Genomic DNA, 26128 nt, shown 5'->3' on the forward strand with positions numbered 1-26128 from the left:
CCGCGGCAATCCGCCGCGCTATTGAGGCAGGTTGGCTTCGTGGCCCGCCGCCTTGAGCGCATCGAGAATCTTGCGCTGGGCTTCATCGAAGACCTCGTCTGCCACATCATTCTGAACATTATCGAGGCTGTAGTCCTCAAGCGAGTTGGTCGGCCACACGTGAACGTGCAAGTGATCAACCTCGAAGCCAGCAATCATGAGGCCCGCGCGCTCAGCACCGAACGCCTTGAGCTGCGCCTGACCGATCGTCTGAGCAACCGTAGACAAGTGCGCGATCAACTCCGGCGAGGCATCCGTCCACTTATCGACCTCTTCACGCGGGACCACGAGCGTGTGCCCCTGAGTGATGGGACCGATCGACAAGAACGCCACACACGTTTCATCCGACCACACAAAACGGCCGGGAAGCTCTCCATTGATGATGCGGGTAAACAACGTTGCCACGGAACTTCCTCTCCAACAACCCGCCCCCGCGGGCCGTCTAGTTTTTAGTGTCTACTCTGAATTGCGGGCCCTGAATCCTCACGCCCTCGCTAGGCGTTCAGGTTGGATTCCAAGCTACCGATATCGAGCACCCCACGGTAGTGGAGCTCACCGGCGACCATCCGGTCCCATGCCTCGTTCATGTCCGCTGCGGTCACAATCTCGACGTCCGGGACAACACCGTGGGCGGCACAGAACTCAAGCATCCGCTGAGTCTGCTCGATCCCGCCGATCTTAGTGCCAGCCAGACGCAGGCCCCGGTTCACTAGCGTTCGCGGATCAACCAACGGCATCGCCGCGCCGTCCGTATCTGCCGGCAGGCCCGCGAGCACCACGGTGCCTCGCGGAGCCAACAGATCCAACAGTGCACCCACATCGTGCGGCGCAGAAATCGCGTCCACCAGCACCGTGAATCGGCCACGGGCAGCATCCAGAGCGTCTTCATCCGTGGTGAGCACGACGTCGTGGGCACCTAGCCGACGGGCGTCCTCAGCTTTCGCTGGAGTCCGCGTCAACGCTGTGACCTCGGCGCCCATCGCGGCTGCCAGCTTGATCGCCATATGTCCCAAACCGCCGATACCAGCTACGGCTACCTTGTCCCCCGGCCCCACACGCAGATCCTCAAGTGGCGCATACATCGTGATCCCTGCGCACAGCAGCGGCGCGGCGTGCGCTGGGCCGATCTGCTCCGGGATGCTCAGCACGAAATCCTCCGGCACCACGATGCTCGTCGCATACCCGCCCTGCGTCCGCTCCGAATGCGGGGCATCCCATGCACCGTAGGTGCCCACCGCGTTATGAATGCAGAACTGCTCATCTTGACGTTTGCACGGTTCACACACACGGCACGAACCAACCATGCACCCCACGCCCACGCGCTCGCCGACCTGCCGGTTGTAGACCTCAGAACCGATCGCGCACACACGCCCGACCATTTCATGTCCCGTCACCAGCGGTAGCGCGCGGGAACCCCATTCGCCGCGGGCGGTGTGGACGTCCGAGTGGCACAGGCCGCAGTATTCGAGGTCGATCACGATGTCCCGAGGCCCGGCCGCACGACGTGGGATCGCGAACTGCTCGAGCGGACCACCCAGTTCCCGCACGCCCACGGCGAGCGCTTCGTGTGCGTGGCCTTGGAAGGCGGCGAGCCGCTGGGCCTCCCATTCCTGAGAGGTGAAGAGTTGCTGTCCTGCTTGGGCGAAACGGGCTGGCAGAACCTTGTCCTTACGCCCGATGCGCGGGTCAGGTTCGTCTTCGTGCTCCCCTGCCGCTGGGCTGGGTTTGTCTTGTTGCGCATCAACGCTCGTGGCTTGAGTGCTGTTGGCGGCGTCGGCATCGTGGGCGGCTTGTTCAGCGCGGCGGCGCGCTTCAGCGAGAACGGCTACGGAAGGGATCTTCGCAGGAGTCATGTCTCTACTTTATTTGATTCCACCCTTGCATAGTCGTTGCGTTGGACCCACAACTCGGCTCTGAGCTTGGTAGCCCTTGGGCTGTGTAACGTAACCGACTTTTTTCACCCAACAGCCTGATATAGGTTAGCCTCATCTAATTAGCGAATAGAATCATTCGCTAATTAGATGAGGCTGCGGGTTTTGACCCCGTGCCCCGTTCTCGAGTTCGGATTTCAATGTTCTTAGCTTCACTGTTGATTGGATTGCGCGAAGGCCTGGAAGCCTCGCTCATCATCGGCGTTTTAGTTGCCTACCTCGGCAAACTGGGTCGCCGTGACAGCCTGCGCCCCATGTGGAGCGGAGTGATCATAGCCCTCGTGCTCACCGCAGCAATTGGTGCAGTGAGTACCTTTGGCCGTTCGCGTTTGACCTTCCGCACGCAGGAGATCATCGGCGGCTCGATGTCGATCCTGGCCGTTGTCATGATCACCGGCATGATCTTTTGGATGCTCAACGCGGGCAAGAAAATGAACGCGATGCTCGAAGGCGACATCGACAAGCTGCGTGCCCGCCGCAAAAGTGTGGGATATGCCGTCTTCTTTGTCGCGTTCATCTCCGTGGGCCGCGAAGGGATCGAAACCACCATTATTTTGTGGGGGTGGGTCAACGAACCACTGGCGATCATGGGCGCGTTGACAGGTGTGATTGTCGCGGTTGCGCTGGGCTGGGCGCTCTTCAAAGGGCTCGTCCGCTTCAATCTAAGCACCTTCTTTACGTGGTCAGGCGCCGCCCTCATCGTGGTGGCTGGCGGTGTGCTGGCATACGGCATCCATGACCTGCAGGAAGCCGCGGTGCTGCCTGGACCGTTTTCCGGTGCACCCATCACACCTACGCACCCGCGTACCGGCGAAGTCCTGACCGGATTCTTCACCTACCCGTTCTGGGGTGCGGCTTTCCCTTTCGGGTGGGCCTTCGACATCTCCGATGTGCTTGACCCCTCCGGTGTGCTCGCCACATTCCTCAAAGGAACAGTCGGATTCGTTCCGCAAATGTCGTGGCTCGAAGTACTCGCATGGTTTATCTACATGGTCCTTGTGATCCCGAGGTTTATTCGGCGTGCACGCGAAGCCAAGAACCCGAGGCGCACTGAGGCCAACGAGTCCAAACCAGTTCCACATCCCCAATCAGTCTCAACGAGTGAGGACAACCTATGAAAAAGATCATCCGCGTTTCTTCCGTGCCTGTTATAGCCCTGACGATGGCCGCGCTGACGGCGTGTGAGCCTAACGCATCTGATGGTGCGCTCAACGTCAAGGCAACGAATACGGAATGCTCGGTATCCAGCGATACTGCGGAGTCAGGTTCTCGCCAATTCACCATCAAAAACGAAGGCGATATCGTCACGGAGTTCTACCTCTTAGGCGAAGACAAACTGCGCATCGTAGCGGAAAAGGAGAACATCGCTCCCGGCGCCGAAGCCACGCTCTCCGTTTCACTCCAACCAGGAACGTATTTCACGGCGTGTAAGCCTGGGCTACGTGGAGCAAATGTTGGTGAAGCTCAGTTCACAGTCACCGGCAAGCCTGTTGAGGTCTCCGGTCAGGACAAGGAGCTCTTTGACAAGGCCGTCAAAGACTACGTTGCGTTCGTGAAGAAGGAAGTCACCGAGCTTGAGCCTAAAGTGACTGAATTCGCTGAAGCCTACGCGGCCGGTGATGACGATAAGGCACGCAAGCTGTACGCGCCAACACGCACGCACTACGAACGCATCGAACCTATCGCTGAAGCCTTGGGTGTGCTCGATCCGCGCATCGACTACCGCGAAGTCGACTACCTCGCCGAGGCCGACATCCTCAAGAAGGACGACCCAACATTCACGGAATGGCTCGGCTTCCACCGCATGGAGAAAGACCTCTTCCCACCTAAGAAGGGTGAGAAGAACGCGGACGGCTCTGATGCGTTTGCCGAGTGGAAACCATCCACCGCTAAGGACCGCAAGCGGATTGCGGATTCTTTGAAAGCCGATGTAAAGAAACTTCGCAAGACCGTCGAGGCCGATACTTTCATCAAAGATCAGCAGATCAACATCGCAACTGTTTCTAACGGGGCCTCAGATCTGTTGGAAGAAGTAGCCGTCAGCAAGGTCACCGGTGAAGAAGACTGGTGGTCGCATACCGACCTCTACGACTTCGCAGCGAACGTCGAAGGCTCCAAGATTGCGTTTGACCTCGTGAAACCCATCGCTGAACGCAAGGGTGCCGAAGGCGAAAAGCTTATAAAAGAAATTGAGGAGGAATATACCGAACTCAACCGTCTACTGGGTAAATACGGAAGCTTGGACAAAGGCTTCGTCAGCTACGACACCGTCACAGCGGAACAGCAAGCCGAGCTGACCCACCAGATCGACAAACTCCGTGAACCCCTATCCAAGCTCACCGGAACCGTCTTGGAGATCAAGTGATGACCGAACCGGATAAGAAATCGGCGGAAACCGAACAGTCAGAACCGAGCCGAAACGTTGGACGTCGCAGTCTGCTCGGCGCGATCGGCGCCGGGGCCGCCGGACTGGCCCTGGGAGGCGCTTCAGGGTTCACCTGGGGAAAAACTCGTTCCCAGACAGAACCCACCGAGATAGCGAGTACATATCCTTTCGAAGGCGAGCACCAAGCAGGAATCACCACCGAAGCGCAAGACCGCATGCACTTCGCCGCTTTCGACATGGTGGACGGAGCCACACGCGAGGACGTTATCGCGGTCTTAAAAGACTGGACCCAAGCGGCACGTCGCCTCGTCTTGGGTGGTGAGACAACAGCGCGAGGCGCTTTTGGGGGCGGGCCGAACTTCCCGCCAGATGACACCGGTGAAGCATACGATCTCGACCCGGCCGGCCTGACGCTGACTTTCGGGTTTGGCCGCTCACTGTTCGTTACCGCAGACGGGAAAGACCGCTTCGGATTGCGTAAGCACATGCCCAAAGAGTTCATCGACATGCCCGTGATGACCAATGACTTTCTGGATCCTCACCGCTGCGGAGGCGACCTATGCATCCAGGCTTGTGCGGACGACCCCCAAGTGGCGGTGCATGCGATCCGCAACCTCACCCGGATAGGGGTAGGCAAAACCCGCATCAAATGGTCACAGCTAGGGTTCGGGCGCACCTCCTCAACCACGCGCAGCCAAGAAACGCCGCGCAACCTTTTCGGGCAGAAAGACGGTACGGCCAATATCAAAGCCGAAGACACCGATGCCCTCAACGAGCATGTATGGATTACCTCCGGCCCCGAATGGGCACGCGGTGGCAGCTACCTGGTGGCCAGGCGTATCTATATGACGATCGAAATATGGGACACACTCCAACTAGCCGAACAGGAACGGGTCACCGGCCGTTTCAAGCATGACGGCGCTCCCCTCTCTGGCGGCGACGAGTTCACTGCCGTGGACTTCCACAAGCTCGATAGCCAAGGGAATCCGTTAGTCGAGGAGACCTCGCATGTGGCTCGTGTGCACCCAGACAACAACAACGGCATTCGCATGTTGCGCCGCGGCTACAACTTTGTGGATGGCAACGACGATCAAGGACGCCTCAACGCAGGCCTGTTCTTCATTGCGTTCGTCAACGACCCCGCTCGATTCGCTCAGGTACATAGAAACATGTCACGCGATGAGATGTTCGTCGAATACCTTAAAACCACCGGCTCCGGGGTGTATCTAGTCCCTCCGGGAGTGGGCGCGGAAGGATACGTGGGGCAAGCCCTGCTTGAAGCCTAGGAGTGTTGCAGTACTCCTAGGGCAAGCACGTGCACTACACGGGCGCACTAAACTGGTGGCACCTGTAGATGACTGTCATGCTGAAAGAGCATCGAGGCTGTAACCTATGCAGCTGTAACCCTGACCAGGTTGTGAGTTTAGGAGAACGCATGTCGAAGAAACCGGCAACAACTGTGCGTCGTAACACTCGTCAACGCGCGCTTCTTGAGGAAGAGCTCCGCCGCCACGAAGACTTCCGTACCGCACAAGAGATTCACCAGTGCATGCTCAGCCATGGCGATACGGTTTCGCTGGCAACCATCTACAGGTCGCTCACCCAAATGCATGAAGACGGGGTTGTTGACCAGGTCCGTACTGAAAGCGGCGAGATGGCTTTTCGCCGCTGCCACGACGAAGGCCACCATCACCACCTCGTATGCCGCCAGTGCGGGTCCGCGGAAGAAGTTGACGCCCCCGAGCTCGAAGAATGGGCCGACGAGCTCGCCGCCGCCTACGGTTTCACCGGCGTAGACCACAACCTCGAACTCAACGGCTACTGCCCTGAGTGCTCCCGCAACCGATAAACGACACCGGTGTTGTTAGGGCCAGTACCCCGCGCGCGTTGAGCGCTACTGTTTCCACGCCATCGTGCGTGACCCCACAGCCCTGGCGATCAGCCAGATCACAAACGAAATCGTTGTGATGTAAGGGCTCACCGGAAGTGATCCTGCCAGGGACAGCAGAATCCCTCCCACCAGCGAAACTTCAGCGAAAATAACGGAGAGCACCACGACTTTCCCGGGGCTAGCCGTCAGCCGCATCGCCGCCGCGGCCGGGGTGATCAGCAACGCCAAAACCAACAGCGCACCCACGACGTGGATCGACAGAGCGACCGCTACACCCAACACGATCATGAACGCCGTGGACAAGCCCGCCACCGGAACACCGCGGGCGCGGGCAACCCACGGGTCAGTCGAAGCGAACATCAACGGCCGCCACATCAGCGCTAGCAAAGCCAAGACAATAAAGGTTCCGATCGCGATCGAGGGCAGACGCGAATCATCCACCGCCACAATCTGGCCAGTCAGCAAACCGAACTTATTGGCGCTACGTCCCTGATACAGAGCCAACGCGAGGATGCCAAGCCCCAAGCCGAACGGCATCATCACACCCGTGATCGCGTTACGTTCACGCGCACCAGAACCCAACAGGCCCATGATGAGGGCCGCCATGATCGAGCCGACCATCGAACCTGTCACCACGTCGTAGCCCAGCAGCAACGCGATCGAGGCTCCCGCGAAGCTCAGCTCCGCGATCCCGTGGACCGCGAAACCCATATCGCGGGTCATGACCATGACGCCGACGACGCCACCCATCACCGCGAGCAGTGCGCCCGCGATAATGCTCGGCCACACGAGAGCAAGAAGCTCGCCGTAATCCTCGAATGAAAAGATCCGCTCCCACAATTCAGGCCCCACGGCGCAACTCCTCACCGTAGTGACCATGGCTGTGGTCGTGTTCATGATCGTGATGGGCGTGATCCTCGTTGCCCAGAATCGCGACACGCCCGCCCAGGCGCACAACATCGATCCGGCGGCCGAAAAGCTCAGAGAGCGTGTGCGTGTTGATGACGTCCTCCGGGGCACCGATGCGGTGCTGGCCTTCAACCAGGTACAGAACCCGGTCAACATAAGGCAAGATCGGGTTGATCTCGTGCGTTACGAAAATGATCGCCGAATCCTCTTGACGGGCCTGCTCCGCAATCAGCTGGGTGACCTCCTGCTGGCGGGCCACATCCAAAGACAGAAGCGGCTCATCACACAACAACAACGCCGGATTACTCGCCAACGCTTGCGCGGCACGCAGCCTCTGCTGCTCGCCACCCGATAACTGCCACACCGGCCGCATCGCGTAAGAGGACGCATCGACCCGTTCAATCAGCTCATCCACGCGCTTCTTCAACTTACGCCGACGCGGATCGAACAGCCGCGGCCCCCAACGTTGCCCATCCAAGCCCTGGGCAACCATGTCCCATCCCCGAAGAGGGGTCCCCTCAGGGATGGGACGCTGCTGAGGGATCACGGAAACGTCGTGGGCGTTCACGCTCACTCCATGCCCAGCAATCCGCGCTTGACCACTCGTGAGGTTCTGCATTCCCAGCAGAACCTTCAACAGTGTGGTCTTCCCGGCGCCATTAGGCCCCAAGACGGCGACGAACTCCCCCGCCTCGATCGTGAGATTGAGCCGATCGAAAATGACGCGGTCCCCAAAGCACAGGTGAGCATCGATCAGCTCAACTGCGGGAGCTTTGGTGTTCTCGGACATAAGTGAGGTGTACTCCAGAATTCCTAAGTCACGACTAATCCAGTTCAGGACTAGTTCAGGTGAAGACTACTTCGCGTCCACGGCCTTCGCGATGGCAACGATGTTGTCCTTCATCCATTCAACGAACGTTTTACCTTCCGGAATCGTCTCAGTGACATCAACCGTTGGCACGCCCGCCTTCTTAGCCGTTTCGTACAGCTTCTTGGTCTGCGGGTCAGCAGTCTGCGAATTGAAAGCGAACAGCTGAACTTTACCCTGCTTGAGTGAATCTTCGGCACGCTTAATCACCAGAGCAGGGATCTCCTGGCCTGCTTCCACCGCGGAGGAAAGCCCTTCTGGAGTCGCATCCTTCATGCCGAGCTCCTTCAACAGCGCCTCCGGAACTGGCTCCGTCATCATGAAGGACTTACCGTCAAGGGCCTTCTTAGCGGACTTGAACTCATCCGAGTCAGTCAGGCCAGCGATCTCCTCGGCCAGCTTGCCGGCGTTGGCCTCATACGTCTTGGCGTTATCCGAATCAGCCTTGGCAAGCTCCTTACCGAGGTCGCCTACGAACTCCTCCATGTGATCCAAGTCGTACCACACGTGTTCGTTCTTCCCGCCGTGATCGTGGCTGTGGCCTTCATGACCGTGGTCGTGATCTCCATGGTCATGGTCGTGGCCTTCTTCGCCGTGGTCATGGTCGTGGTCGTGGCCCTCTTCGCCGTGATCATGATCGTGGTCATGATCCTTCTCATCATGGCCCTTCTCGCCGTGGTCATGGTCGCCGTGGTCATGGCTGCCGTGGTCATGGTCGTGATCACCGTGGTCATGGTCGCCGTGATCGTTGCTGTGGCCTTCGCCATCGAAGGATTTGATCAAGGTTGGGGCCTTATCGCCCAGTTCTTCAATGATCTGTTCAGCGAAGTAGTCGTAGCCGCCGCCGTTAATAACCACGACGTCGGCCTTCTTGATCAGGAGCTTGTCTTTCGCGGTGGCTTCATACGAGTGAGGGTCTTGCGCCGCATTGCTGATGATGCTGGTGACCTCACCGTGATTACCCGCGATGCTCGATGCGATATCGCCGTAGACGTTGGTGGTTGCCACGATGTTCAGCTGATCAGTGGAGTTTTCCTCCGTAGCCGTCTCGTCGCCAGTTGCTGAGCAACCGGAGACAGCCAAGCCGAAACCGATAGCGGTAGCCAAGCCGATCAGGCCTTTGACTTTAGCGCCTCGAGTGCGCGTTGGGGTTGCGAACGCCATGCGTGAAACCTTCCGTGTGAGCGCGATGGACACCACAAGGCCCCACATCGCTATTGCAAACTATTCTCAGTAACAATAACGCACGCCGCCAGGGCATAAGCAAACTGAGGAAAGTGAGATGCCTTACCCACACCGGAAACAACGGGTTCAGGAGGCGTCGGCCGACGCTTCCGATTCTGTAGGCACATTCCGGCGGCGCTGGCCCTGTTGCTGGGTCGCATCTCGAATCTCACCAACAAGAGTCTCCAAGACGTCCTCGAAGAAAAGAATCCCGGTCGTCTCCCCTGCTTCGTCCAGGACGCGCGCCACGTGAGAACCTGTTCGTTGCATCACGGCTAACGCTTTCTCAACATCCACATCGGCGCCCAGGTTGACCAACGATCGAACGCGAGTGATCGGCATCGGCCGGTGCGAATCCTCCAGCGGGACCCCCATAACGTCCTTCAGGTGCAGATACCCCATCAAGTCGCCGTCCTCGTCGACCATCACGAAACGGGAAAAGCCCGTACGGCCAACGGCACGCTCAAACTCCTCCGGAGTGATGTCCACATCGAGAGTCACAACCTCGTCGATAGGCACCGCAAGGTCACGCACCACCTGATCGGAGAACTCGAAAGCCGAAGAGAGCAAGCCGGCCTCGTCATCCACCAGGCCAGTACGCGTGGATTCTTCAACGATCCGCTGGACCTCATCCACCGTAAAGGAGGAGGCAACCTCATCCTTGGGTTCAAGGCCCAGAGCCCGGACCGAGTGATTGGCGATCCAGTTCAAGGCGAGGACGATGGGGCGCAACGCTTTATCGATCAACATCAGCGGCGGCGCCAGAATCACAACAGCCTTATCAGCCATCGAAACCGAGAAGTTCTTAGGAACCATCTCACCGAGCGTCACGTGCAAGAACGTCACCACAATCAACGTGATAGCCAGCGCGATGATGGAGATCGCCGCATCCGGCACACCGATCGCATGCAACGGAATCTCAAAGAGGTGATGCACCGCAGGCTCGGCAACAATGAGGATCAGAAGCGAACACACCGTGATGCCAAGCTGGCACACCGAAAGCACGATCGTGACGTGTTCCATCGCCTGCAGAGCCGTCTTCGCACGCTTATTTCCGGCCTGAGCTTTCGGTTCGATCTGGGCGCGGCGAGCCGACATCACAGCGAACTCACTCGCGACAAAGAACGCGTTAGCCGCTAAGAGAACCACAAGCCATACAAGACCCCACCAGTCCATTACGCCTGCACCTCCTCAGCATCGGCCTGCTCATCCGTCTCGCAAGGCTCCGGCGCGGGAGAGAACTCGAGCCGATCCACCCGCCGTTTCTCCATGCGCGTCACCCGAAGCACGCCACCTGTAACGCCCAGCGTGTCGCCCACAACCGGCAGACGCCCCAGCGTCGACATCACAAAGCCGCCCACCGTCTCATACGCGTTACCTTCTGGAACCTTCAGCCGCGGAATCTGATCCGTTGCCTCATCCGGGCGCAACAAGCCAGGTAAGAACCAGCGGCCATCGGCAGTCTGCAGAACACCAGGAGACGTGCGGTCATGCTCATCGGCGACCTCACCGACAATCTCCTCAACCAAGTCCTCCAACGTGACCATGCCGGCGGTGCCGCCATACTCATCGACCACAACAGCGATCTGCAGCGGGGCCTCACGCAGCTCACCGATCAGGTCATCCAGCTGCACCGTCTCCGGAACCCGGATCACATCCTGCATGATCGTTCCGGCAACCAGCTCATCGCGGCGCTCACGCGGAACCGAAACAGCCTTCTTCACGTGCACCGCGCCCAGTACATCGTCAGCATCCTCACCGATCACCAAGAAACGGGAGAAACCAGTGCGGCGTGCAAGATCGATCAAGGCGGGCAATGGGACCTCGTCCTCGATCATCTCGACCTTGATACGAGGCGTCATGACATCGGCTGCTGTACGTTCCGAAAAGGACAAGGTGCGTGCCAAGAACTTAGCGGTCTTGGCATCCATAGTCCCTTGCTGAGCAGAACGCGCAAGCAAACTCTGAAGCTCAGCAGGCGTACGGGCGCCAGAGAGTTCCTCTTTTGCTTCGATCCCGAACAAGCCCAGAATCCAGTTCGAAAAACCGTTCAGCCCCATCACCACAGGCTTGAAAACCGCGGTGAAAATCAGTTGGGGCCGGGCCAGCGCGCGACCAATCCGATACGGATCAGCGATCGCCATGTTCTTAGGGATCAGCTCACCCAGAATCATTGACAACAGAGTCGCAACCACCATCGCGACCACCAGCGATATAGCGCCCGCGGCAGCCTGAGGAACTCCCCACCCGACTAAGACAGGACCCAACAACGCACTAAACGCAGGTTCAATGACATAACCGGTCAGCAACGTCGTAATCGTGATACCCAGCTGAACCGCAGACAATTGAGTGGAAAGCGACTTCAACGCTTTATAGAGCGGGCGGGCTTTCGTATCGCCTTCGTCGATGGCCTTTTTAACAGAGGTGGAATCTAGTGCGACAAGCGAGAATTCAACAGCAACAAAAAACGCGGTCCCCAAGACCAAGAGGAGACCCAGAAGAAGCATGAGCCACGACATCAGATGCCGGCTCCGCACTCAGCGCAATAGAATGATCGGGCGCTGGGTAAAACATTAGCGTTATAGAAGAAACATCCGGAGCCCGGACTAGAAGGCTCCGATCGTTGAGCAGTGCCGGCCGCAGAGGCTCGCACACCCAGGTAATTCTTATGCGTCATAGTGGCTCCACTATACAGGAAGCATCCCACCCCAAACCGGGGAAAGACCCTCGGAATTACCTGAAAATCTGGCCGCGAAACAACCGCTACAACCAGTGGCGAAGATCAACTGCGCTAGCGCGCGGTGTTCGGTATGATGTTGAGTCGAATAATCACGCTCCTGAACTATGCGCTCACAACACGTGTTCCCAGAGAACACTGCCAAACAGTCTCAGAAGCACCATCAAACACTCCGAGCCGAAACATCGGAAAGAGGCGTATCCCTAGTGTCTGACGTGTCTATCGACCAGCTCAAAGAGGAATTCGGGGGAAACGAGTGGCTCGTTGACGAGCTCTACCAAAAGTTTCTCTCTGACCCGTCGTCGGTCGATGAAAAGTGGCGTTCACTCTTCGAACAGGTGAAACCTGCGAACAACGAGAAGAACACCGCAACGACTTCTACCAAGCAAGCGGCACCGGCCGCTAACAAGCCAGCCAAGAAGGAACCTGCGAAACCGGCTTCCACGTCAAAGAAGGCTAGCTCCGCCTCCAAGAAGGATGCCCCAGCCGCAACCCCGGCGCAGGCCTCCCCAGCAGTGCGCCCATCGCGTCAGAAGAGCCAGTTGCCAGCGCAGCCTGCCAAGGAAGAATCGCCGAGCGAGCCAAGCGCAACCAAGGTTGAACGTCTGCGCGGCCCAGCACGTGCAATCGCCAAGAACATGGACGAGTCCCTCAGCGTCCCAACCGCAACCACGGTCCGCGCTGTCCCGGCGAAGTTGCTGATCGACAACCGCATCGTGATCAACAACCATCTGCGCCGTGCACGCGGCGGCAAGGTGTCCTTCACCCACCTGATCGGTTACGCGATCTGCCGGGCACTCAAGCTCAACCCGGCGATGAACGTCAGCTATGACGAAGAAGACGGCAAGCCAGTCGCAGTCCACAACGCACAGGTGAACTTCGGCATCGCAATCGACCTGCCACGCCCTGACGGCTCCCGCCTGCTTGTGGTACCGAACATCAAGGGCGCTGAGAACATGACGTTCTCGACCTTCTGGGAAACCTACGAAGACATCGTCAAGCGCGGCCGCGAAGGCAAGCTTACTGCCGAAGACTACGCCGGCACCACCGTCTCACTGACCAATCCAGGCGGGCTCGGGACGGTCCACTCCGTCCCGCGCCTGTCCAAGGGCCAGGCCACCATCATCGGTGTGGGCGCTCTCGACTACCCGGCCGAATACCGCGGCACCAGCGAAAAGGTCAAAGCACGCAATGCCGTGGGCAAGATCATCACGCTGACCTCGACCTATGACCACCGCGTCATCCAGGGTGCAGCATCCGGCGAGTTCCTGCGCGAAATCGAAAACCAGCTGCTCGCTGACGAATTCTGGGACGAGATCTTCGAAGCTCTGCGCATCCCATACGTACCGGTTCGCTGGGCGGTTGACCACCAGGTTGATATTGACTTCCAAATCAACAAGGTGGCTCGCATCCAGCAACTCATCGAGTCCTACCGCTCCTCTGGTCACCTCATCGCGGACACCAACCCGCTGACCTACCAGATGCGTTTCCACCCCGACCTCGATGTCCAGACCTACGGCTTGACATTGTGGGACCTAGACCGTGAATGGGTCACCGGAGGCCTCGGCGGACACAACCGCCTCCCGCTACGCGACATCCTCGGTATTCTGCGTGATGCATACTGCCGCACCACCGGCATCGAGTACATGCACATCCAGAACCCGGAAGAGCGCGAATGGTTCCAGTCCAAGCTTGAGCGTCCATACGAGAAACCGACCCGCGAAGAGCAGGTCCGAATCCTCGGCAAACTCAACCAAGCTGAAGCGTTCGAAACCTTCCTGCAGACCAAGTACATCGGTCAGAAGCGCTTCTCGCTTGAGGGTGGCGAATCGCTCATCCCACTGCTTGATGCGATCATCTCCGATGCCGCGGACGCCGGCCTCGACGAAGCCGCGATCGGGATGGCTCACCGTGGCCGCCTCAACGTACTCACCAACATCGCGGGCAAAACCTACGGTCAGGTCTTCCGCGAGTTCGAAGGCACCGTTGATGCCTCGACCGTCCAGGGTTCTGGTGACGTGAAGTACCACCTCGGCACCGAGGGTTCCTTCACCTCCGAATCAGGTAACACAACCAAGATCTACTTGGCCGCTAACCCGTCCCACCTTGAGGCAGTCGATCCTGTCTTGGAAGGTATTGTCCGCGCCAAGCAGGACATCATCGACCGCGGCCCAGAAGGCTTCACGGTCCTGCCGATCCTCATCCACGGCGATGCGGCGATGATCGGTCAGGGCGTAGTCTCTGAGACCCTCAACCTCTCGCAGCTGCGTGGCTACCGCACCGGCGGCACCATCCACGTTGTTGTCAACAACCAGGTTGGTTTCACTACCCCACCAAGCTCGTCCCGCAGCTCGATCTACCCGACCGACTTCGCGAAGGCTATCCAGGCCCCTGTCATCCACGTCAATGGCGATGACCCAGAGGCGGTTGTGCACGCTGGTCGCCTAGCGTTCGAATACCGTGAGAAGTTCAACCGCGACGTCGTGATCGACCTAGTCTGCTACCGCCGCCGTGGCCACAACGAGGGCGATGACCCATCGATGACCCAGCCGCTGATGTACAACCTGATTGACGGTAAGCGTTCGACCCGCAAGCTCTACACCGAAGCTCTCGTGGGCCGTGGCGACCTGACCCAGGAAGAAGCAGACGGGGCACTCAAGGAGTACCAGTCCCTTCTGGAGGCTGCGTTCTCTGAGACCCACAAGGCTCAGACAACTCCGATGCCAGCAATCGACGCGAACGGTGCCCTCGGTATGCCGAAGGCTCAGGCTGAAGACGCTGACGTCTCCGATCCACGTGCCGATAACACGGCGATCACCAAGGAGTTCGTCAAGGCTGTCGGGGATGCCCACACGGAGATCCCAGAGGCTTTCCACGTTCACCCGAAGCTCAAGACCTTGCTCGAGCGCCGCGCGGACATGTCTGTCAATGGCGGCATCGACTGGGGCTTCGCAGAACTCACCGCGTTCGCTTCCCTGACCGCCGAAGGCATCCCTGTGCGCCTCACCGGTCAGGATTCCCGCCGCGGCACCTTCGTTCAGCGTCACGCAGTCTTCCACGACCGCACCAACGATGACGAGTGGACGCCTCTGCACCAGGTGAGCGAGAACGCCGCGAAGTTCATGATCCATGACTCCTCGCTTTCGGAGTACGCGGTTCTCGGCTTCGAATACGGCTACTCGGTTGAACGCACTGAAGCGCTCGTTTTGTGGGAAGCTCAGTTCGGTGACTTCGTCAACGGCGCCCAAACCATCATCGACGAGTTCGTCTCCTCCGGTGAACAGAAGTGGGGCCAGCGCTCCTCCGTCGTGATGCTGTTGCCTCACGGCTACGAAGGCCAGGGCCCAGACCACTCCTCGGCACGCATCGAGCGTTTCTTGCAGTTGTGCGCCGAAGACAATATGCGTGTGATCAACCCGACCACGGGTGCGAACTACTTCCACGCTCTGCGTCGACAGGCATACCTGCGCCCACGCAAGCCGATGGTCGTGTTCACGCCTAAGCAGCTGTTGCGTTTGAAGGCTGCAGCTCAGCCGGTCGAGGCGTTCACCGAACAGACGTTCCAGCCAGTGATCCCAGACAACGATGTCGAAGCATCGAAGGTCAAGCGCGTCATGTTGGTCTCTGGTCGCCTCTACTATGACCTGTTGGCACGCCGTAAGAAGGACAAGGACGAGACCACCGCGATCGTCCGCGTTGAGCAGCTCTACCCGTTGCCGCAAGAGCAGATCGCAGCTGAACTCGCGAAGTACCCGAACGCGGATGTCCGCTGGGTTCAGGACGAGCCAGAGAACCAGGGACCATGGCCGTTCATGGCTATCAACCTGGTGCCGGGCCTGGATCGCGAGGTCACCGTGGTGTCCCGCCCAGCTGCGGCAGCACCATCGACTGGTTCTTCCAAGGTTCACGCCCAGGAGAACTCGGACCTTCTGGACCGCGCGTTCAGCTAGAGCAACACCGGAGATACTGCGCATGTAACCGGCTTGGCGGGCCCGTCACTTACCTTGACAGGATGTGGCGGGCTCACCGCTTTAACACCAGCGCTTTAACGCCAGTGGTCTAACACCTCCGGTTGAGGCTCACTGTTTTCACAGCGCCGTTATACCTTGGTCCTGTATCGTGACTGCGTTAGCGCTCTATCGTGACTGCTTTAGAGAAAGCATCACCGTCTGGGCCGCTTTACTGCGGCTCCTGAGGGTTTTGTGATGCTCTTCTCCGCGCCGTTGCACGTTTGCAGCCGAGCACGCCGGTAGAGTGAACACGGCGGAGCACATAGTTTCGCTCTTTCCGTTGAAGTAGACGGAACATGAGACCCAGTCGAAAGGATGTTGGCGTGGATTCCCGAGCCATCCGTTTAGTCGCTGTTGGCGATGAGTTGCTGGCCGGCCACGGCGACCCCCGTGCTTTGGGGTGGTTTGGGCGTGTGCTTGCCAGCACGCCGTCTGAGTCAGCGCAGGTGACCCCTTTTGCTCTACCTGCGCCTGCCGAGACCACCGAGCAGCTTGCCGAGCGCTGGCTGGGTGAAGCGCAGCGCCGCTTCGATGATGATGGCGAAAACCGTTTGGTGCTGGCACTCTCCGATGCGGATGCAACCTACGGGGTGACCACGGCACGGTCTCGACTGAACTTGGCGAACATCTTGGATGCATCAACCCAACTGGGATTGAGCACGTTTGTGGTGGGCCCTCCCCCGCGGCTTGACCCTGACCACAACAAGGAGATCGCCCGGTTGTCTGCTGCGTTCGCTGACGTTACGACGCGCCGCAACCACTTCTATGTGGACACGTTCCGTCCGCTGGAGAAGCATGAACAGTACCGCGCGGATTTGACGTCTAATAACGGCGAGGTGGGCCAGCAGGGCCACGGTTTGATGGCGTGGCTTGTGATGCACCGCGGCTGGTTCACGTGGCTTGGTGTTCCCGAGCCGACCCGCTAACTTTCATACTCGCCCCCGAATCATGCGATAATGGACGGAATCGCCCTGTATCGCAGACGCAAACGCTCTGTGTCGCAGATGCAAGCACTATGTGCGCGGTACATGAGCGTCACGAAGTGTTCACAGATGTATGAGGTTGTAAGGAGGACGCGATGAGCAGCAAGCGTGCACGTAAGCGCAAGGATCGCCGCCGGAACAAGGCGAATCACGGTAAGCGCCCTAACACCTGATCGTGATTGATCATTAAACGCGTGTGGGTCTGCGTTCCACTTTTCGTGGATAATGCAGACCCACACGGGTTTATTGTTGGCGCTAGCTGTGAACGGCGCTACTGCCGTCTGCTACACCTATTCGCTAGGCGCTTTCTTGCATCGAACCTTCTTGCACCGGGTCCTTGATTTCTTCTAGCCGGTCCAAGATGCGCGTCTTGAGTTGCTCTGGGGCGGCGTCGTGGCAGCTGCGGCGCACGACGTTGCGTATGATGCATTCCAGGTCATAGACGCTACGGCATTCTTCACAGCCTTCGAGGTGGGCGCGCACTGCGTCAACGCCGTCGGCTTCCAGCACACCATCGAGGTATTCGTAGATGCGTTCAAGCCGGGCTTCAGTGCAACCACCGAGTTCGTTGCAGCCCTGAGTCATGATTGCTCCTTATCCGAGACCTTCTTGGTCGACTTCTTTCCGTTCTTTTTAGCCCCTGTAGTTGATTCGGTTCTGCCCACCGCATAGTCGCTGAGCATCTCTCGCAGCTGTCTGCGGCCCCGATGCAGCCGGGACATGATGGTGCCGATGGGCACACCGAGGATGTCAGCTGCTTCCTTATAGGGGAAACCTTCTACGTCCACGAAGTACACGGCGAGCCGGAACTCTTCCGGGATCTCCTGCAGAGCCCTCTTGACTTCTGAATCCGGTAACGAGTCGAGTGCTTGGGCTTCTGCAGAACGCAACGCTTGATCGCCGCGTTCGATCTGCGCACCTAGTTGCCAGTCCTCCACCTGGTCAGTTCCGGAGCGGATCGGTTCGCGTTGCCGCTTCCGGTACAGGTTGATGTAGGTGTTGGTGAGGATCCTATATAGCCAGGCACGCAAATTAGTTCCGGGCTTGTACTGGTGGAAGGAGGCATACGCTTTAGCGAACGCCTCCTGCACGAGGTCTTCAGCATCAGCCGGGTGCCGGGCCATACGCAAGGCAGCCGAATACAGCTGATCAACATATTTGAAGGCGTCGCGTTCAAAACGTTCACGACGCTCTTCAGTAGTCTCCTGGTCAGGATCCACCGGGCCCGAAGCCGACTGTATTGGCTCAGGCTGCGCCGTTGGCTCGGTTTGCTGTGTTTCTTCAGCGTGCGTGGAGTGGTGTTCCGAGGCGCCGGCTTGTGAGACATCGCCTGGTTGGATGTCTTCGGCTTCGTAGCTTTCGAGCGCTTCGTGGTTGTGTGTGCGTGCCATCCCGGCTAATGCTACTTGGTTTGCCGGAGTTCCAGCGTGAGCTGGCGCCGTTGTCGTCACTGCCTGTACTGGCAACGCCGGAGGGGATGTTTCTGGTGTTTCCATAGTTGAAACCATGTGCACTCCCCTTCCTTATGCCGTCGCTGGCACGAACACCGCCTTAGTTGTCAATGCACATAACGGAAACATGGTGCAAAGTATTCCCTAACGCTGTGTGGCGGCCCTATTGTTGCTGGGTTTGTGCGTGGATTATGTGCTTTGCGGGGTGTGCTCATGAAAAGATGGAGCACATATCTACCCTGCGGGTGGTGAGTGCACGTTGCATGCGTGCGCCGGCACCTGCGTATTGGAGGAAATATGAGCCTTGTACGCCGTGTGGCCCGCCCGTTGTTGGCGGCTCCGTTCATTACTGCTGGTGTGGCGCATCTTCGTGCACCAGAGCGCACCGGTAACGGCTTGCGTCCGCTTTTGGACAAGGTGTCAGATGTTGTGCCGCAGGCTCAGTCTGTAGCTGAGAAGCCTGAGCTGGCTGCCCGGGTTTTGGGTGGTATTCAGGTGGGTGCTGGCGCGTTGTTGGCGATGGGCCGTATGCCGCGTTTGGCTTCGGCTTTGATCGTTGCGGCTCAGTCAGCCACGTTGTTGGCTGACGGTGTTCCACAGCATAAGGATGGTTCGCGTGCCCTGGCTGTGACCACGCAACTGGGCCTGACAGGTGGCGCGCTATTGGCTGTGGTTGATACTGATGGCAAGCCGTCACTCGCCTACCGCACACAGAAGGCATCGAAGAAGGCTTCGAAGAAGGCGCGGAAGCAGGCTAAGAAGGCTGCTGACGCGGCTGGTTTGTCGTCCTAATCATGGGGTGTCCCCTCGGCTGGCGGTTGCTGGTTGAGGGGACGCTTTTTATTTGAAGGGTTTTATTTGGATTCCATGCACTCGACGTTGTGGCTGGCTCCCGCTAAGGATGGCCCGCTGGATGCTGTTGTTGAGATCCCGGGTTCTAAGTCTCTAACGAACCGTCACCTGGTTCTGGCGGCGTTGGCTGATGCGCCAACGCGTGTGGTGGGGGCTTTGCGCTCACGTGACACCGATTTGATGGTTGAGGCGCTCTCAGCGTTGGGTGTCGGTTTTGAGTGGGTGGATTCTTCAACGTTGTTGGTCACGCCTCTGGGTGAGGAGGCGTTGCAGGAGCGGTCCCCGGTTTCGATTGATTGTGGGCTTGCAGGTACGGTGATGCGTTTTGTGCCGTATGTGGCGGCGTTGTTGCGTAGGCCTGTGACGTTTGATGGGGATGCGGCTGCTCGTGTACGCCCGATGAGTGCTGTGATCGCGGGTTTGCGTGCCCTTGGCGCGAATGTCGCGGGTGGTGAGGATGGTTTCCTTCCGTTCACGGTGACGGGCTCTGACCGGGTTGACGGTGGCGAGATTTCGTTGGACGCATCGGGTTCGAGCCAGTTTGTATCGGGCCCGTTGTTGGTGGGTGCGCGTTTGCCGCGTGGTTTGGTGGTGCGGCATGCCGGTGGCGCGGTGCCCTCGCCGCAGCATGTTGAGATGACGGTTGAGACTCTGCGTGCTGCCGGCGTGGATGCTTCGGTGGGTGCTGACGGTGTTTCGTGGTCGGTGGCTGCGGGCTCGATCTCGCCGGGTGATGTTGTGGTGGAGCCTGATTTATCGAATGCTGGCCCGTTTTTGGCGGCGGCGTTGGTGTGTGGTGGCCGGGTTGCGATTCCGCGTTGGCCTGCGTCGACTACTCAGATTGGCGCTGAGTGGGAGATGCTTTTGCCACGTTTTGGGGCGCGCGTGCACCGGGAGCCGGATGCGTTTGGGACTGAGCAGTTGGTGGTGACTGGCGGGGAGAGGATTTCTGGGGTTGAGGCCGATGGCCTAGCTGAGTTGGCGCCGACTGCTGCGGCTTTGTGTGCGCTGGCTGATGGGCCGAGCAGGTTGGGTGACATTGCTCATTTACGTGGGCATGAGACAGACCGTTTGGCTGCGTTAGCGACGGAGCTTTCGAAGGTGGGTTCACCGACTGTGGAGACTGAGGATGGGTTGGTGATCAGCCCAACAGGCGAGTTACGGCCCACCGTGTTTGGTTCGTATGAGGACCACCGGATGGCTACCGCGGGCGCGATCATCGGCTTGGCCGTTGATGGCCTCAAGGTCGAAAACATCGAGACCACTTCGAAGACCATGCCCGACTTCCCTGGCATGTGGTCTGACATGCTCTCACAGAAGGCCAAAGAGTTCCCTGGCACCGAGGACACATCAGCCGGCCAAGCGTCAGTTGACGCCCAGGGCGGTGGGCAGTGATGGCGCGGCGAGAATGGTCTGAGGAGGATGTCCGCATCCGCCCAAATAAGCGTGGAAGCAGGCCGCGGACCAAGGACCGGCCGGCACATGCTGATGCGGTGTTGGCGATGGTCGTGGGCGTTGATCGCGGCCGCTACCGTTGCGTGCTCTTAGATGAGCCCGGCGCAGGTACTGGTGGGTCCGGGTCCAAGAAGGCTCAGCGTGCGCGCCAGAAGCAAGTTCAGGCTGAGGGTGGGCGCCGCATCGTCGTGACGGCGATGCGTGCTCGTGAGTTGCGTAGGCAGGCGATCGTGGTGGGCGATCGTGTGCGGCTCGTGGGGGATGTCTCTGGCCGTGAAGGTTCGTTGGCGCGTTTGGTCCGTGTTGAGGAGCGGTCCTCGTTGCTGCGGCGTAGCGCGGATGATTCTGATCAGGTTGAGCGCGTGATTGTCGCCAACGCTGATCAGCTGGTGATCGTGGTGGCGGCGGCGAATCCGGAACCGCGGACGGGTTTCATTGATCGAGCGTTGGTCGCGGCCTCGGATGCGGGGATCGATGCCGCGTTGGTGATCACCAAGACGGATCTTGCTGACCCGTCGCTGCTGGTTGAAACGTATGAGGGGCTGGGCGTTCAGGTTGTGACGTCCGGTTCGGCCGAACACCCAGACGACGTCGCCTCGCGGCCCCTGGATGCGGCGGCACAGCAGCGGCTGCGTGAGTTGTTGGATGGTCGGCTGTCTGCCTTGATTGGGCATTCGGGTGTGGGCAAGTCCACGCTCATCAACGCCCTGACCGATGCTGAGCGTGAGACGGGGGCTACGAACTCTGTGACGGGCCGCGGCCGTCACACATCTTCGTCCGCTGTTGCGGCTTATTTGAGTGGCGGTGATCCGGGCTCATGGATCGTGGACACGCCTGGGATCCGCTCTTTCGGGATGGGGCATGTGGATGATGAGAACATCCTCAACGCGTTCACTGACCTTGTGCCCGCGACGGTAGACTGCCCGCGCGGGTGCACGCATGCGGCTGATGAGCCGGAGTGCGCGCTGGATGCGTGGGTTGCCGCTGGGAAGGCCGGCCCGAGCGGCCACGCCCGTTTGGCTTCGTTGCGTCGCTTACTCGCGTCTCGTCAAGGGGATGTCAACGATGAGGACCTCAAGACGTTGGGTGGCTAGGGTATGAATATGACCCACACAACCGATAACCCCTCCCTATCTGGGGGTTCTGCCTCGCATAACACCGTTGCCTCGCATGATGCCACTGCCTTGCCTGACGCCGCTACCCTAGCTGATGATCTTGCGTTGGCGCATGAGCTTGCCGATGCCGTGGATGCTTTGACGATGGAACGTTTCGGCGCCGCTGATCTGTATGTTGAGACCAAGCCTGACGCGACGCCTGTCACGGAGGCAGATCGACAGGCTGAGCAGCTGATCCGTGAACGCCTTTCCCAGGCGCGTCCGGGGGACGCGGTGTTCGGTGAGGAGTTCGGTTCCACGGGGGATTCGAACCGGGTGTGGATTATTGACCCGATCGATGGCACCAAGAACTTTATGCGCGGTGTTCCGGTGTGGGCCACGCTGATCGCGTTGGTTGAGGACGGCGAGGTTGTGGTGGGCCTTGTTTCGGCCCCGGCGTTGGGCCGCCGCTGGTGGGCTTCTGTAGGCGGCGGCGCGTTCACGGGTGCTTCGCTGGATGAGGCTCGCCGCATCGGGGTTTCGGGTGTTGCGGAGCTTGAGGTTTCTTCGTTTTCGTATTCTTCGCTCACGGGGTGGAAGGCCCGCGGGTGGCTTGATGGCGTGCTGGCTATCAGCGATACCGTGTGGCGTACGCGTGCTTACGGTGATTTCTTCTCGTATTGCTTGGTCGCTGAGGGGGCTGTGGATTTCGCGGCCGAGCCTGAGCTGAATCTGTATGACATGGCCGCGCTCGTGCCGATCGTGTGTGAGGCTGGCGGCGTCTTCACTTCCTTACAGGGCGAGGATGGCCCGTGGGGTGGTAACGCTATCGCCTCGAATGGGTTGTTGCATGATGCGGCGTTGGACGTGTTGGGAACCCGCGGGGCGGAGCGCACCCCTACTCCCCTGCCGAACCATCAGCACAGCGCTGAATAACGGTTCTCCGAGTTCTCTTCTGACCTGCCGTCCCTTGTGGCCTGCAGTTCTTGCCCCGCCGTGCCTTGCGCCCCGGTTCCGTCTCTGACTTTCTTACAGACCCCGCCTTCCCAGATAAGCGTTCCCAAGTAAGCGTTACTAGATACATGAGCTTTCCCCGTCGCGTTATTACTGCTGCATGGCCGATCTATGTGGCCGTGTTCTTCGGTGGCGCGTTGGGTGCGGCTGTGCGTGAGTCCCTGGTTTTATTTGGCGAGGCTGCGCAGTGGCCTGAGAACCTGATGATTCTTGTAGTGAATTGCGTGGCGTCACTGTTTCTGGGGTGGGCTACCGGCATGTGGGATCGCGGCCGTGGCATGGGCGGGAACTCGGCTGCGTTGAGGTGGCGTTCCTTCATTAGCCCGGGTTTTGTGGGCGGTTTCGGTTCGGTCTCTGCAGTGACGCTACTTGCTTCGGATATCGTGGGCGATCTCGGTGTGCTCTCTCTTCACGTCGGCGCGGCCCTCGTGTGCGCTGGTATCGGTTTCTGGCTTGCCAGGTTCTGGAAGCCTCGCGGCTCTTATATGCGGCCAGAACTGTGGACTTCTGGTGGTGATGACCGGTGAGTGCGTGGTTGACCATTCTGACCGTGAGCGTGGCTGGTGGGCTGGGTTCTGTGGCTAGGGTGTGGTTTATTCGCCGGGAAGAGCAGGCACGGGCAGACGGGAGGATCACTTCGAAGTTCCCGTGGGGGATGTCGATTGCCAACACGCTTTCGTGTTTCATTTTTGGCGTGTTCACGGGTGGGTTCGCGGATCAAGCGTGGGCTGTGCCTGTTTTGGCGGGGTTCTGCGGCGGGTTCTCCACGATCGCATCCGTTGCGACCACCGCTATTTCCTCGGCACGCGAGAGGGCATGGCTAAGGAGTTTTGCGATTCTTGCCGCGATCCTTTGTCTGGCTGTTCCGGCGGCGTATCTCGGCCTAGTGATCGGTAAGGCTGCCTTCCTGTAAGCGCACCGTACGTGTTTGCTTGATGCATATAGCGCGAGGGCGGGAACGTGTCTGGAACACGTTCCCGCCCTCGCGTATTGAGCCGTGGCTAGCAGGCGTAGAGCCTAGTCGATGCGCAGTTCGCCCATCTTGTCCCAGCCTTCGCCTTCGACTTGCCGGGAGACGATGTCTGGGGTTTCAACCAGGAATGGCTTCATGGATTCCAGGCCTTTCGCGAAGTGTTCGGAGTTCACGTGGGCTTCGCCCGCATCGTCCTTGAACGCTTCAACGAGCAGGAACACGGTTGGGTCCTGCGGGGCCCGGTACCACTCGAACCAGAGGTTGCCTGGCTCGCTGCGGGTTGCCTGGGTGAACTCCGCGACGGCGTCGAGGAAGTCTTCGGCTTTCTCGGGCTTCACTTTGTATTTCACGTTGATCAGGATCATGGTCCCTATGCTTTCATGCCAGGCTCGGCTTGGCCAGGGTTCGCAGTGTCACCGGCCGCATTGGCGCCGGCGGCCTGCACGATCGGCACTGCCTGGGTTGGGGCTTCCATGTGGCGGAAGCCGGCGAGTTCCTTCTCACCTGGTGCTGGCGTGAGCAGGGAAACCACTACCGCGAGCACGAGGCAGGTCAGGAAGCCTGGGACGATCTCGTAGAGCGGCTCGGAGAGTGCTCCGCCGAAGGTGGAGAGGGTTTCGCTCTTGCTCCAGACGAACGCGACGGTCGCGCCGCCAACGATGCCGGCCATCGCACCCCAGTTGGTGAGGCGCTTCCAGTAGAGGCTGAGCACCACGACTGGGCCGAATGCGGAGCCGAAGCCTGCCCACGCGAATGCGACGAGGCCGAGCACGGTCGCGTTTTCTTCCAGCGCAAGCACTGCCGCGATGATCGCGACGATCAGGACTGCGAGGCGACCCAGCCACAGCTTCGTGGTCTTGGACATGCCTGGCTTGAACACCAGCGCGAGGTCCTCAACGAGTGCAGAGGAGGTCACGACCAGCTGGGAGGAAATGGTCGACATGATCGCTGCGAGAACAGCTGCGAGTACGAAACCTGCCAAAAGTGACGGCATGAGGTTCTGCGCGAGGTCGAGGACCACGGTCTCAGCGCTCTTGGTGTCGGTGAGCTGCTTGTCTTGGTTGAGGTTGAAGTAGGCGATACCGGCCATCGAGGTCACGATGACGCCGATCACGGAGAGCACCATCCAGCCGACACCGATCGCGGCACCCCAGCGGGCGTCGCGGGAGGAGCGTAGCGCCATGAAGCGGATGATGATGTGCGGCTGGCCGAAGTAGCCAAGCCCCCACGCGGCGGCGGAGACTGCACCGACGATAGTCCCGCCCTTCATGAGGGAGCCGAAGTCTGGGTTGACGCTCAGCACGCCGTCAATGACTTGCTGTGGCCCGCCAACGGAGATCACGGCAAGCACTGGGACGACGAAGAGGGCCGCGAGCATGATGAGGCCCTGAACCGTGTCGGTGTAGGTTGCGCCGAGGAAGCCGCCGAACATCGTGTAGGCGAGCGTGATGCCTGCGACGAGCAACATACCGGTCAGGTAGCTGCCGTTGAACGCGGACTGGAAGAACTTACCGCCAGCGGTCATACCGGAGGATACGTAGAAGGTGAAGAACACCAGGATCACGATGCCGGAGACGATGCGCAGGATGCGGGACTTATCGCCGAGGCGGTTTTCGAAGTAGCTCGGGATGGTGATGGAGTCGTTGGTGACTTCGGTGAAACGGCGCAGGCGTGGCGCGACGAAGATCCAGTTGAGTGCCGCACCAATGGTGAGGCCGATCGCCATCCATGCCTGGAACATACCCATCATGTAGAGGGCACCAGGCAAGCCCATCATGAGCCAGCCGGACATGTCAGACGCGCCAGCGCTGAGTGCCGCGGTGAATGGGTGCAGGCGGCGGCCGCCGAGCATGTAGTCGTCGCCGTCGTCGGTTTTCTTGAAGGCGTAGTAGCCGATCAAGAGCATCGCTATGAAGTAGATGATGACGGCGATGAGTTTGTATGAGCCGTCAGGACCCAATCCGAATAAGTCCATGTGTTCCTCCGGTTTATCCTCTCGTCATGCTTGATGCATCGGGTTTTATTCCGTTGGTGACTGGACAGACGCGTCATCGTTTCCGGACAACCGTCCAACAGCCTTTGACAATATTTCCAATGTTCAGTTCTCAGCGTCCGCACTTGAGGAAGCACTTGTGCTGAGGCCAATGAGCCACCTTACAGTCATTGCGTTAATGATGCACGCTCATCGGCAGTATTTGATCCTGACATTCCTCAACCGTTGAGAGATACACTTCAGTTTTAATGCATCTTGCTATCAACTGATCTTATTTATTGGATCTTCAAACCCTGCTTTAGATAGGTCTCACCTTCC

Annotated in this window: 24 protein-coding genes; 13 read left to right on the plus strand and 11 right to left on the minus strand. The window is 59.3% G+C overall.

The genetic code is table 11. The annotated features are described in order from the left end of the window. Positions 1–18: 18 nt before the first annotated feature. Complete coding sequence (locus HMPREF3160_RS03245; RefSeq protein ID WP_035754574.1) at positions 19–444, minus strand: HIT family protein; 426 nt, start codon at positions 442–444, stop codon at positions 19–21. A gap of 89 nt (positions 445–533) precedes the next feature. Further along, positions 534–1892 (minus strand): NAD(P)-dependent alcohol dehydrogenase, encoded by a 1359-nt coding sequence (locus tag HMPREF3160_RS03250; protein WP_083285373.1) that lies wholly within the window; start codon positions 1890–1892, stop codon positions 534–536. A gap of 218 nt (positions 1893–2110) precedes the next feature. Between HMPREF3160_RS03250 and efeU the strand changes: the two genes are divergently transcribed. From efeU to HMPREF3160_RS03270, 4 genes are all read left to right on the plus strand, one after another. Next, positions 2111–3088, plus strand: coding sequence for an iron uptake transporter permease EfeU (gene efeU / locus HMPREF3160_RS03255; RefSeq protein WP_070507053.1), 978 nt, complete (start codon positions 2111–2113; stop codon positions 3086–3088). Next, positions 3085–4335, plus strand: a complete 1251-nt coding sequence (efeO, locus tag HMPREF3160_RS03260) for an iron uptake system protein EfeO (protein WP_070490432.1) — start codon at positions 3085–3087, stop codon at positions 4333–4335. Before efeU ends, efeO begins: the two co-directional genes overlap by 4 nt. Beyond that, positions 4335–5642 carry an iron uptake transporter deferrochelatase/peroxidase subunit gene (efeB, locus tag HMPREF3160_RS03265; RefSeq protein WP_070507055.1) on the plus strand — a complete coding sequence of 436 codons (1308 nt, stop codon included), beginning with the start codon at positions 4335–4337 and terminating at the stop codon, positions 5640–5642. Before efeO ends, efeB begins: the two co-directional genes overlap by 1 nt. Before the next feature lie 149 nt (positions 5643–5791). After that, positions 5792–6205: a Fur family transcriptional regulator gene (locus HMPREF3160_RS03270; protein WP_070507058.1), complete on the plus strand. Its 414-nt coding sequence runs from the start codon at positions 5792–5794 to the stop codon at positions 6203–6205. 45 nt (positions 6206–6250) lie between these two features. Here HMPREF3160_RS03270 and HMPREF3160_RS03275 read toward each other — a convergent pair whose 3' ends face one another. The 5 genes from HMPREF3160_RS03275 to HMPREF3160_RS03295 form a co-directional block, all read right to left on the minus strand. Further along, entirely contained in the window at positions 6251–7126 is an 876-nt protein-coding gene (locus tag HMPREF3160_RS03275; protein ID WP_176744700.1) for a metal ABC transporter permease, read from the minus strand. After that, positions 7089–7946, minus strand: coding sequence for a metal ABC transporter ATP-binding protein (locus tag HMPREF3160_RS03280; protein WP_052048236.1), 858 nt, complete (start codon positions 7944–7946; stop codon positions 7089–7091). Before HMPREF3160_RS03280 ends, HMPREF3160_RS03275 begins: the two co-directional genes overlap by 38 nt. Before the next feature lie 66 nt (positions 7947–8012). Next, positions 8013–9188, minus strand: coding sequence for a metal ABC transporter solute-binding protein, Zn/Mn family (locus tag HMPREF3160_RS03285; RefSeq protein ID WP_176744688.1), 1176 nt, complete (start codon positions 9186–9188; stop codon positions 8013–8015). A gap of 147 nt (positions 9189–9335) precedes the next feature. Next, positions 9336–10424 (minus strand): hemolysin family protein, encoded by a 1089-nt coding sequence (locus HMPREF3160_RS03290; protein WP_052048234.1) that lies wholly within the window; start codon positions 10422–10424, stop codon positions 9336–9338. Then, the gene (locus HMPREF3160_RS03295; protein ID WP_035754564.1) at positions 10424–11767 is read right to left on the minus strand and encodes a hemolysin family protein; all 1344 of its coding nucleotides are present in this window, start codon (positions 11765–11767) and stop codon (positions 10424–10426) included. The genes HMPREF3160_RS03290 and HMPREF3160_RS03295 overlap by 1 nt, the downstream gene beginning before the upstream one ends. A gap of 424 nt (positions 11768–12191) precedes the next feature. Here HMPREF3160_RS03295 and HMPREF3160_RS03300 point away from each other — a divergent pair, with 424 nt between their 5' ends. From HMPREF3160_RS03300 to HMPREF3160_RS10290, 3 genes are all read left to right on the plus strand, one after another. Beyond that, the gene (locus HMPREF3160_RS03300) at positions 12192–15935 is read left to right on the plus strand and encodes a multifunctional oxoglutarate decarboxylase/oxoglutarate dehydrogenase thiamine pyrophosphate-binding subunit/dihydrolipoyllysine-residue succinyltransferase subunit (protein ID WP_070507061.1); all 3744 of its coding nucleotides are present in this window, start codon (positions 12192–12194) and stop codon (positions 15933–15935) included. A gap of 383 nt (positions 15936–16318) precedes the next feature. Further along, positions 16319–16921, plus strand: a complete 603-nt coding sequence (locus tag HMPREF3160_RS03305) for a GDSL-type esterase/lipase family protein (RefSeq protein ID WP_176744689.1) — start codon at positions 16319–16321, stop codon at positions 16919–16921. Positions 16922–17073: 152 nt separating this feature from the next. Further along, the gene (locus HMPREF3160_RS10290; protein WP_370977432.1) at positions 17074–17151 is read left to right on the plus strand and encodes a 50S ribosomal protein bL37; all 78 of its coding nucleotides are present in this window, start codon (positions 17074–17076) and stop codon (positions 17149–17151) included. 124 nt (positions 17152–17275) lie between these two features. On the opposite strand, the gene rsrA is transcribed toward HMPREF3160_RS10290, so the two are convergent. Beyond that, on the minus strand, positions 17276–17563 hold the full coding sequence (rsrA, locus tag HMPREF3160_RS03310) for a mycothiol system anti-sigma-R factor (RefSeq protein WP_035754558.1): 288 nt from the start codon (positions 17561–17563) through the stop codon (positions 17276–17278). Further along, positions 17560–18369 (minus strand): sigma-70 family RNA polymerase sigma factor, encoded by an 810-nt coding sequence (locus HMPREF3160_RS03315; RefSeq protein WP_083285401.1) that lies wholly within the window; start codon positions 18367–18369, stop codon positions 17560–17562. The genes rsrA and HMPREF3160_RS03315 overlap by 4 nt, the downstream gene beginning before the upstream one ends. A gap of 357 nt (positions 18370–18726) precedes the next feature. Between HMPREF3160_RS03315 and HMPREF3160_RS03320 the strand changes: the two genes are divergently transcribed. The 6 genes from HMPREF3160_RS03320 to HMPREF3160_RS03345 all read left to right on the plus strand — a co-directional run bounded on the left by HMPREF3160_RS03320 (position 18727) and on the right by HMPREF3160_RS03345 (position 23757). Further along, positions 18727–19221, plus strand: coding sequence for a DoxX family protein (locus HMPREF3160_RS03320; protein ID WP_035754556.1), 495 nt, complete (start codon positions 18727–18729; stop codon positions 19219–19221). Between the two features lie 75 nt (positions 19222–19296). Further along, entirely contained in the window at positions 19297–20676 is a 1380-nt protein-coding gene (aroA, locus tag HMPREF3160_RS03325) for a 3-phosphoshikimate 1-carboxyvinyltransferase (RefSeq protein ID WP_070507064.1), read from the plus strand. Further along, positions 20676–21830 (plus strand): ribosome small subunit-dependent GTPase A, encoded by a 1155-nt coding sequence (rsgA, locus tag HMPREF3160_RS03330; RefSeq protein ID WP_070507067.1) that lies wholly within the window; start codon positions 20676–20678, stop codon positions 21828–21830. Before aroA ends, rsgA begins: the two co-directional genes overlap by 1 nt. A 9-nt stretch (positions 21831–21839) precedes the next feature. Further along, positions 21840–22766 (plus strand): histidinol-phosphatase, encoded by a 927-nt coding sequence (hisN, locus tag HMPREF3160_RS03335; protein ID WP_176744690.1) that lies wholly within the window; start codon positions 21840–21842, stop codon positions 22764–22766. Between the two features lie 146 nt (positions 22767–22912). Further along, entirely contained in the window at positions 22913–23371 is a 459-nt protein-coding gene (locus tag HMPREF3160_RS03340) for a fluoride efflux transporter FluC (protein WP_256173883.1), read from the plus strand. Beyond that, complete coding sequence (locus HMPREF3160_RS03345) at positions 23368–23757, plus strand: CrcB family protein (RefSeq protein WP_035754551.1); 390 nt, start codon at positions 23368–23370, stop codon at positions 23755–23757. The genes HMPREF3160_RS03340 and HMPREF3160_RS03345 overlap by 4 nt, the downstream gene beginning before the upstream one ends. 104 nt (positions 23758–23861) lie before the next feature. Here HMPREF3160_RS03345 and HMPREF3160_RS03350 read toward each other — a convergent pair whose 3' ends face one another. Next, positions 23862–24182 (minus strand): putative quinol monooxygenase, encoded by a 321-nt coding sequence (locus HMPREF3160_RS03350; protein WP_035754549.1) that lies wholly within the window; start codon positions 24180–24182, stop codon positions 23862–23864. A 5-nt stretch (positions 24183–24187) separates the two neighbouring features. Continuing rightward, entirely contained in the window at positions 24188–25792 is a 1605-nt protein-coding gene (gene putP / locus HMPREF3160_RS03355; RefSeq protein ID WP_070507073.1) for a sodium/proline symporter PutP, read from the minus strand. Between the last annotated feature and the right edge of the window lie 336 nt (positions 25793–26128).

Origin of the sequence: Arthrobacter sp. HMSC06H05 (genome assembly GCF_001807395.1) — a bacterium.
Taxonomy (GTDB): Bacteria; Actinomycetota; Actinomycetes; order Actinomycetales; family Micrococcaceae; genus Pseudoglutamicibacter; species Pseudoglutamicibacter albus.

What these genes read in the sequence shown, in the direction of transcription:
- HMPREF3160_RS03250 (WP_083285373.1), bottom strand. Translation starts at nt 1,892, where the DNA reads ATGACTCCTGCGAAGATCCCTTCCGTAGCCGTTCTCGCTGAAGCGCGC.
- efeU (WP_070507053.1), top strand. Translation starts at nt 2,111, where the DNA reads ATGTTCTTAGCTTCACTGTTGATTGGATTGCGCGAAGGCCTGGAAGCC.
- efeO (WP_070490432.1), top strand. Translation starts at nt 3,085, where the DNA reads ATGAAAAAGATCATCCGCGTTTCTTCCGTGCCTGTTATAGCCCTGACG.
- efeB (WP_070507055.1), top strand. Translation starts at nt 4,335, where the DNA reads ATGACCGAACCGGATAAGAAATCGGCGGAAACCGAACAGTCAGAACCG.
- HMPREF3160_RS03270 (WP_070507058.1), top strand. Translation starts at nt 5,792, where the DNA reads ATGTCGAAGAAACCGGCAACAACTGTGCGTCGTAACACTCGTCAACGC.
- HMPREF3160_RS03275 (WP_176744700.1), bottom strand. Translation starts at nt 7,126, where the DNA reads ATGGTCACTACGGTGAGGAGTTGCGCCGTGGGGCCTGAATTGTGGGAG.
- HMPREF3160_RS03280 (WP_052048236.1), bottom strand. Translation starts at nt 7,946, where the DNA reads ATGTCCGAGAACACCAAAGCTCCCGCAGTTGAGCTGATCGATGCTCAC.
- HMPREF3160_RS03285 (WP_176744688.1), bottom strand. Translation starts at nt 9,188, where the DNA reads ATGGCGTTCGCAACCCCAACGCGCACTCGAGGCGCTAAAGTCAAAGGC.
- HMPREF3160_RS03290 (WP_052048234.1), bottom strand. Translation starts at nt 10,424, where the DNA reads ATGGACTGGTGGGGTCTTGTATGGCTTGTGGTTCTCTTAGCGGCTAAC.
- HMPREF3160_RS03295 (WP_035754564.1), bottom strand. Translation starts at nt 11,767, where the DNA reads ATGTCGTGGCTCATGCTTCTTCTGGGTCTCCTCTTGGTCTTGGGGACC.
- HMPREF3160_RS10290 (WP_370977432.1), top strand. Translation starts at nt 17,074, where the DNA reads ATGAGCAGCAAGCGTGCACGTAAGCGCAAGGATCGCCGCCGGAACAAG.
- rsrA (WP_035754558.1), bottom strand. Translation starts at nt 17,563, where the DNA reads ATGACTCAGGGCTGCAACGAACTCGGTGGTTGCACTGAAGCCCGGCTT.
- HMPREF3160_RS03315 (WP_083285401.1), bottom strand. Translation starts at nt 18,369, where the DNA reads ATGGCACGCACACACAACCACGAAGCGCTCGAAAGCTACGAAGCCGAA.
- HMPREF3160_RS03320 (WP_035754556.1), top strand. Translation starts at nt 18,727, where the DNA reads ATGAGCCTTGTACGCCGTGTGGCCCGCCCGTTGTTGGCGGCTCCGTTC.
- aroA (WP_070507064.1), top strand. Translation starts at nt 19,297, where the DNA reads ATGCACTCGACGTTGTGGCTGGCTCCCGCTAAGGATGGCCCGCTGGAT.
- rsgA (WP_070507067.1), top strand. Translation starts at nt 20,676, where the DNA reads ATGGCGCGGCGAGAATGGTCTGAGGAGGATGTCCGCATCCGCCCAAAT.
- hisN (WP_176744690.1), top strand. Translation starts at nt 21,840, where the DNA reads ATGACCCACACAACCGATAACCCCTCCCTATCTGGGGGTTCTGCCTCG.
- HMPREF3160_RS03340 (WP_256173883.1), top strand. Translation starts at nt 22,913, where the DNA reads ATGAGCTTTCCCCGTCGCGTTATTACTGCTGCATGGCCGATCTATGTG.
- HMPREF3160_RS03350 (WP_035754549.1), bottom strand. Translation starts at nt 24,182, where the DNA reads ATGATCCTGATCAACGTGAAATACAAAGTGAAGCCCGAGAAAGCCGAA.
- putP (WP_070507073.1), bottom strand. Translation starts at nt 25,792, where the DNA reads ATGGACTTATTCGGATTGGGTCCTGACGGCTCATACAAACTCATCGCC.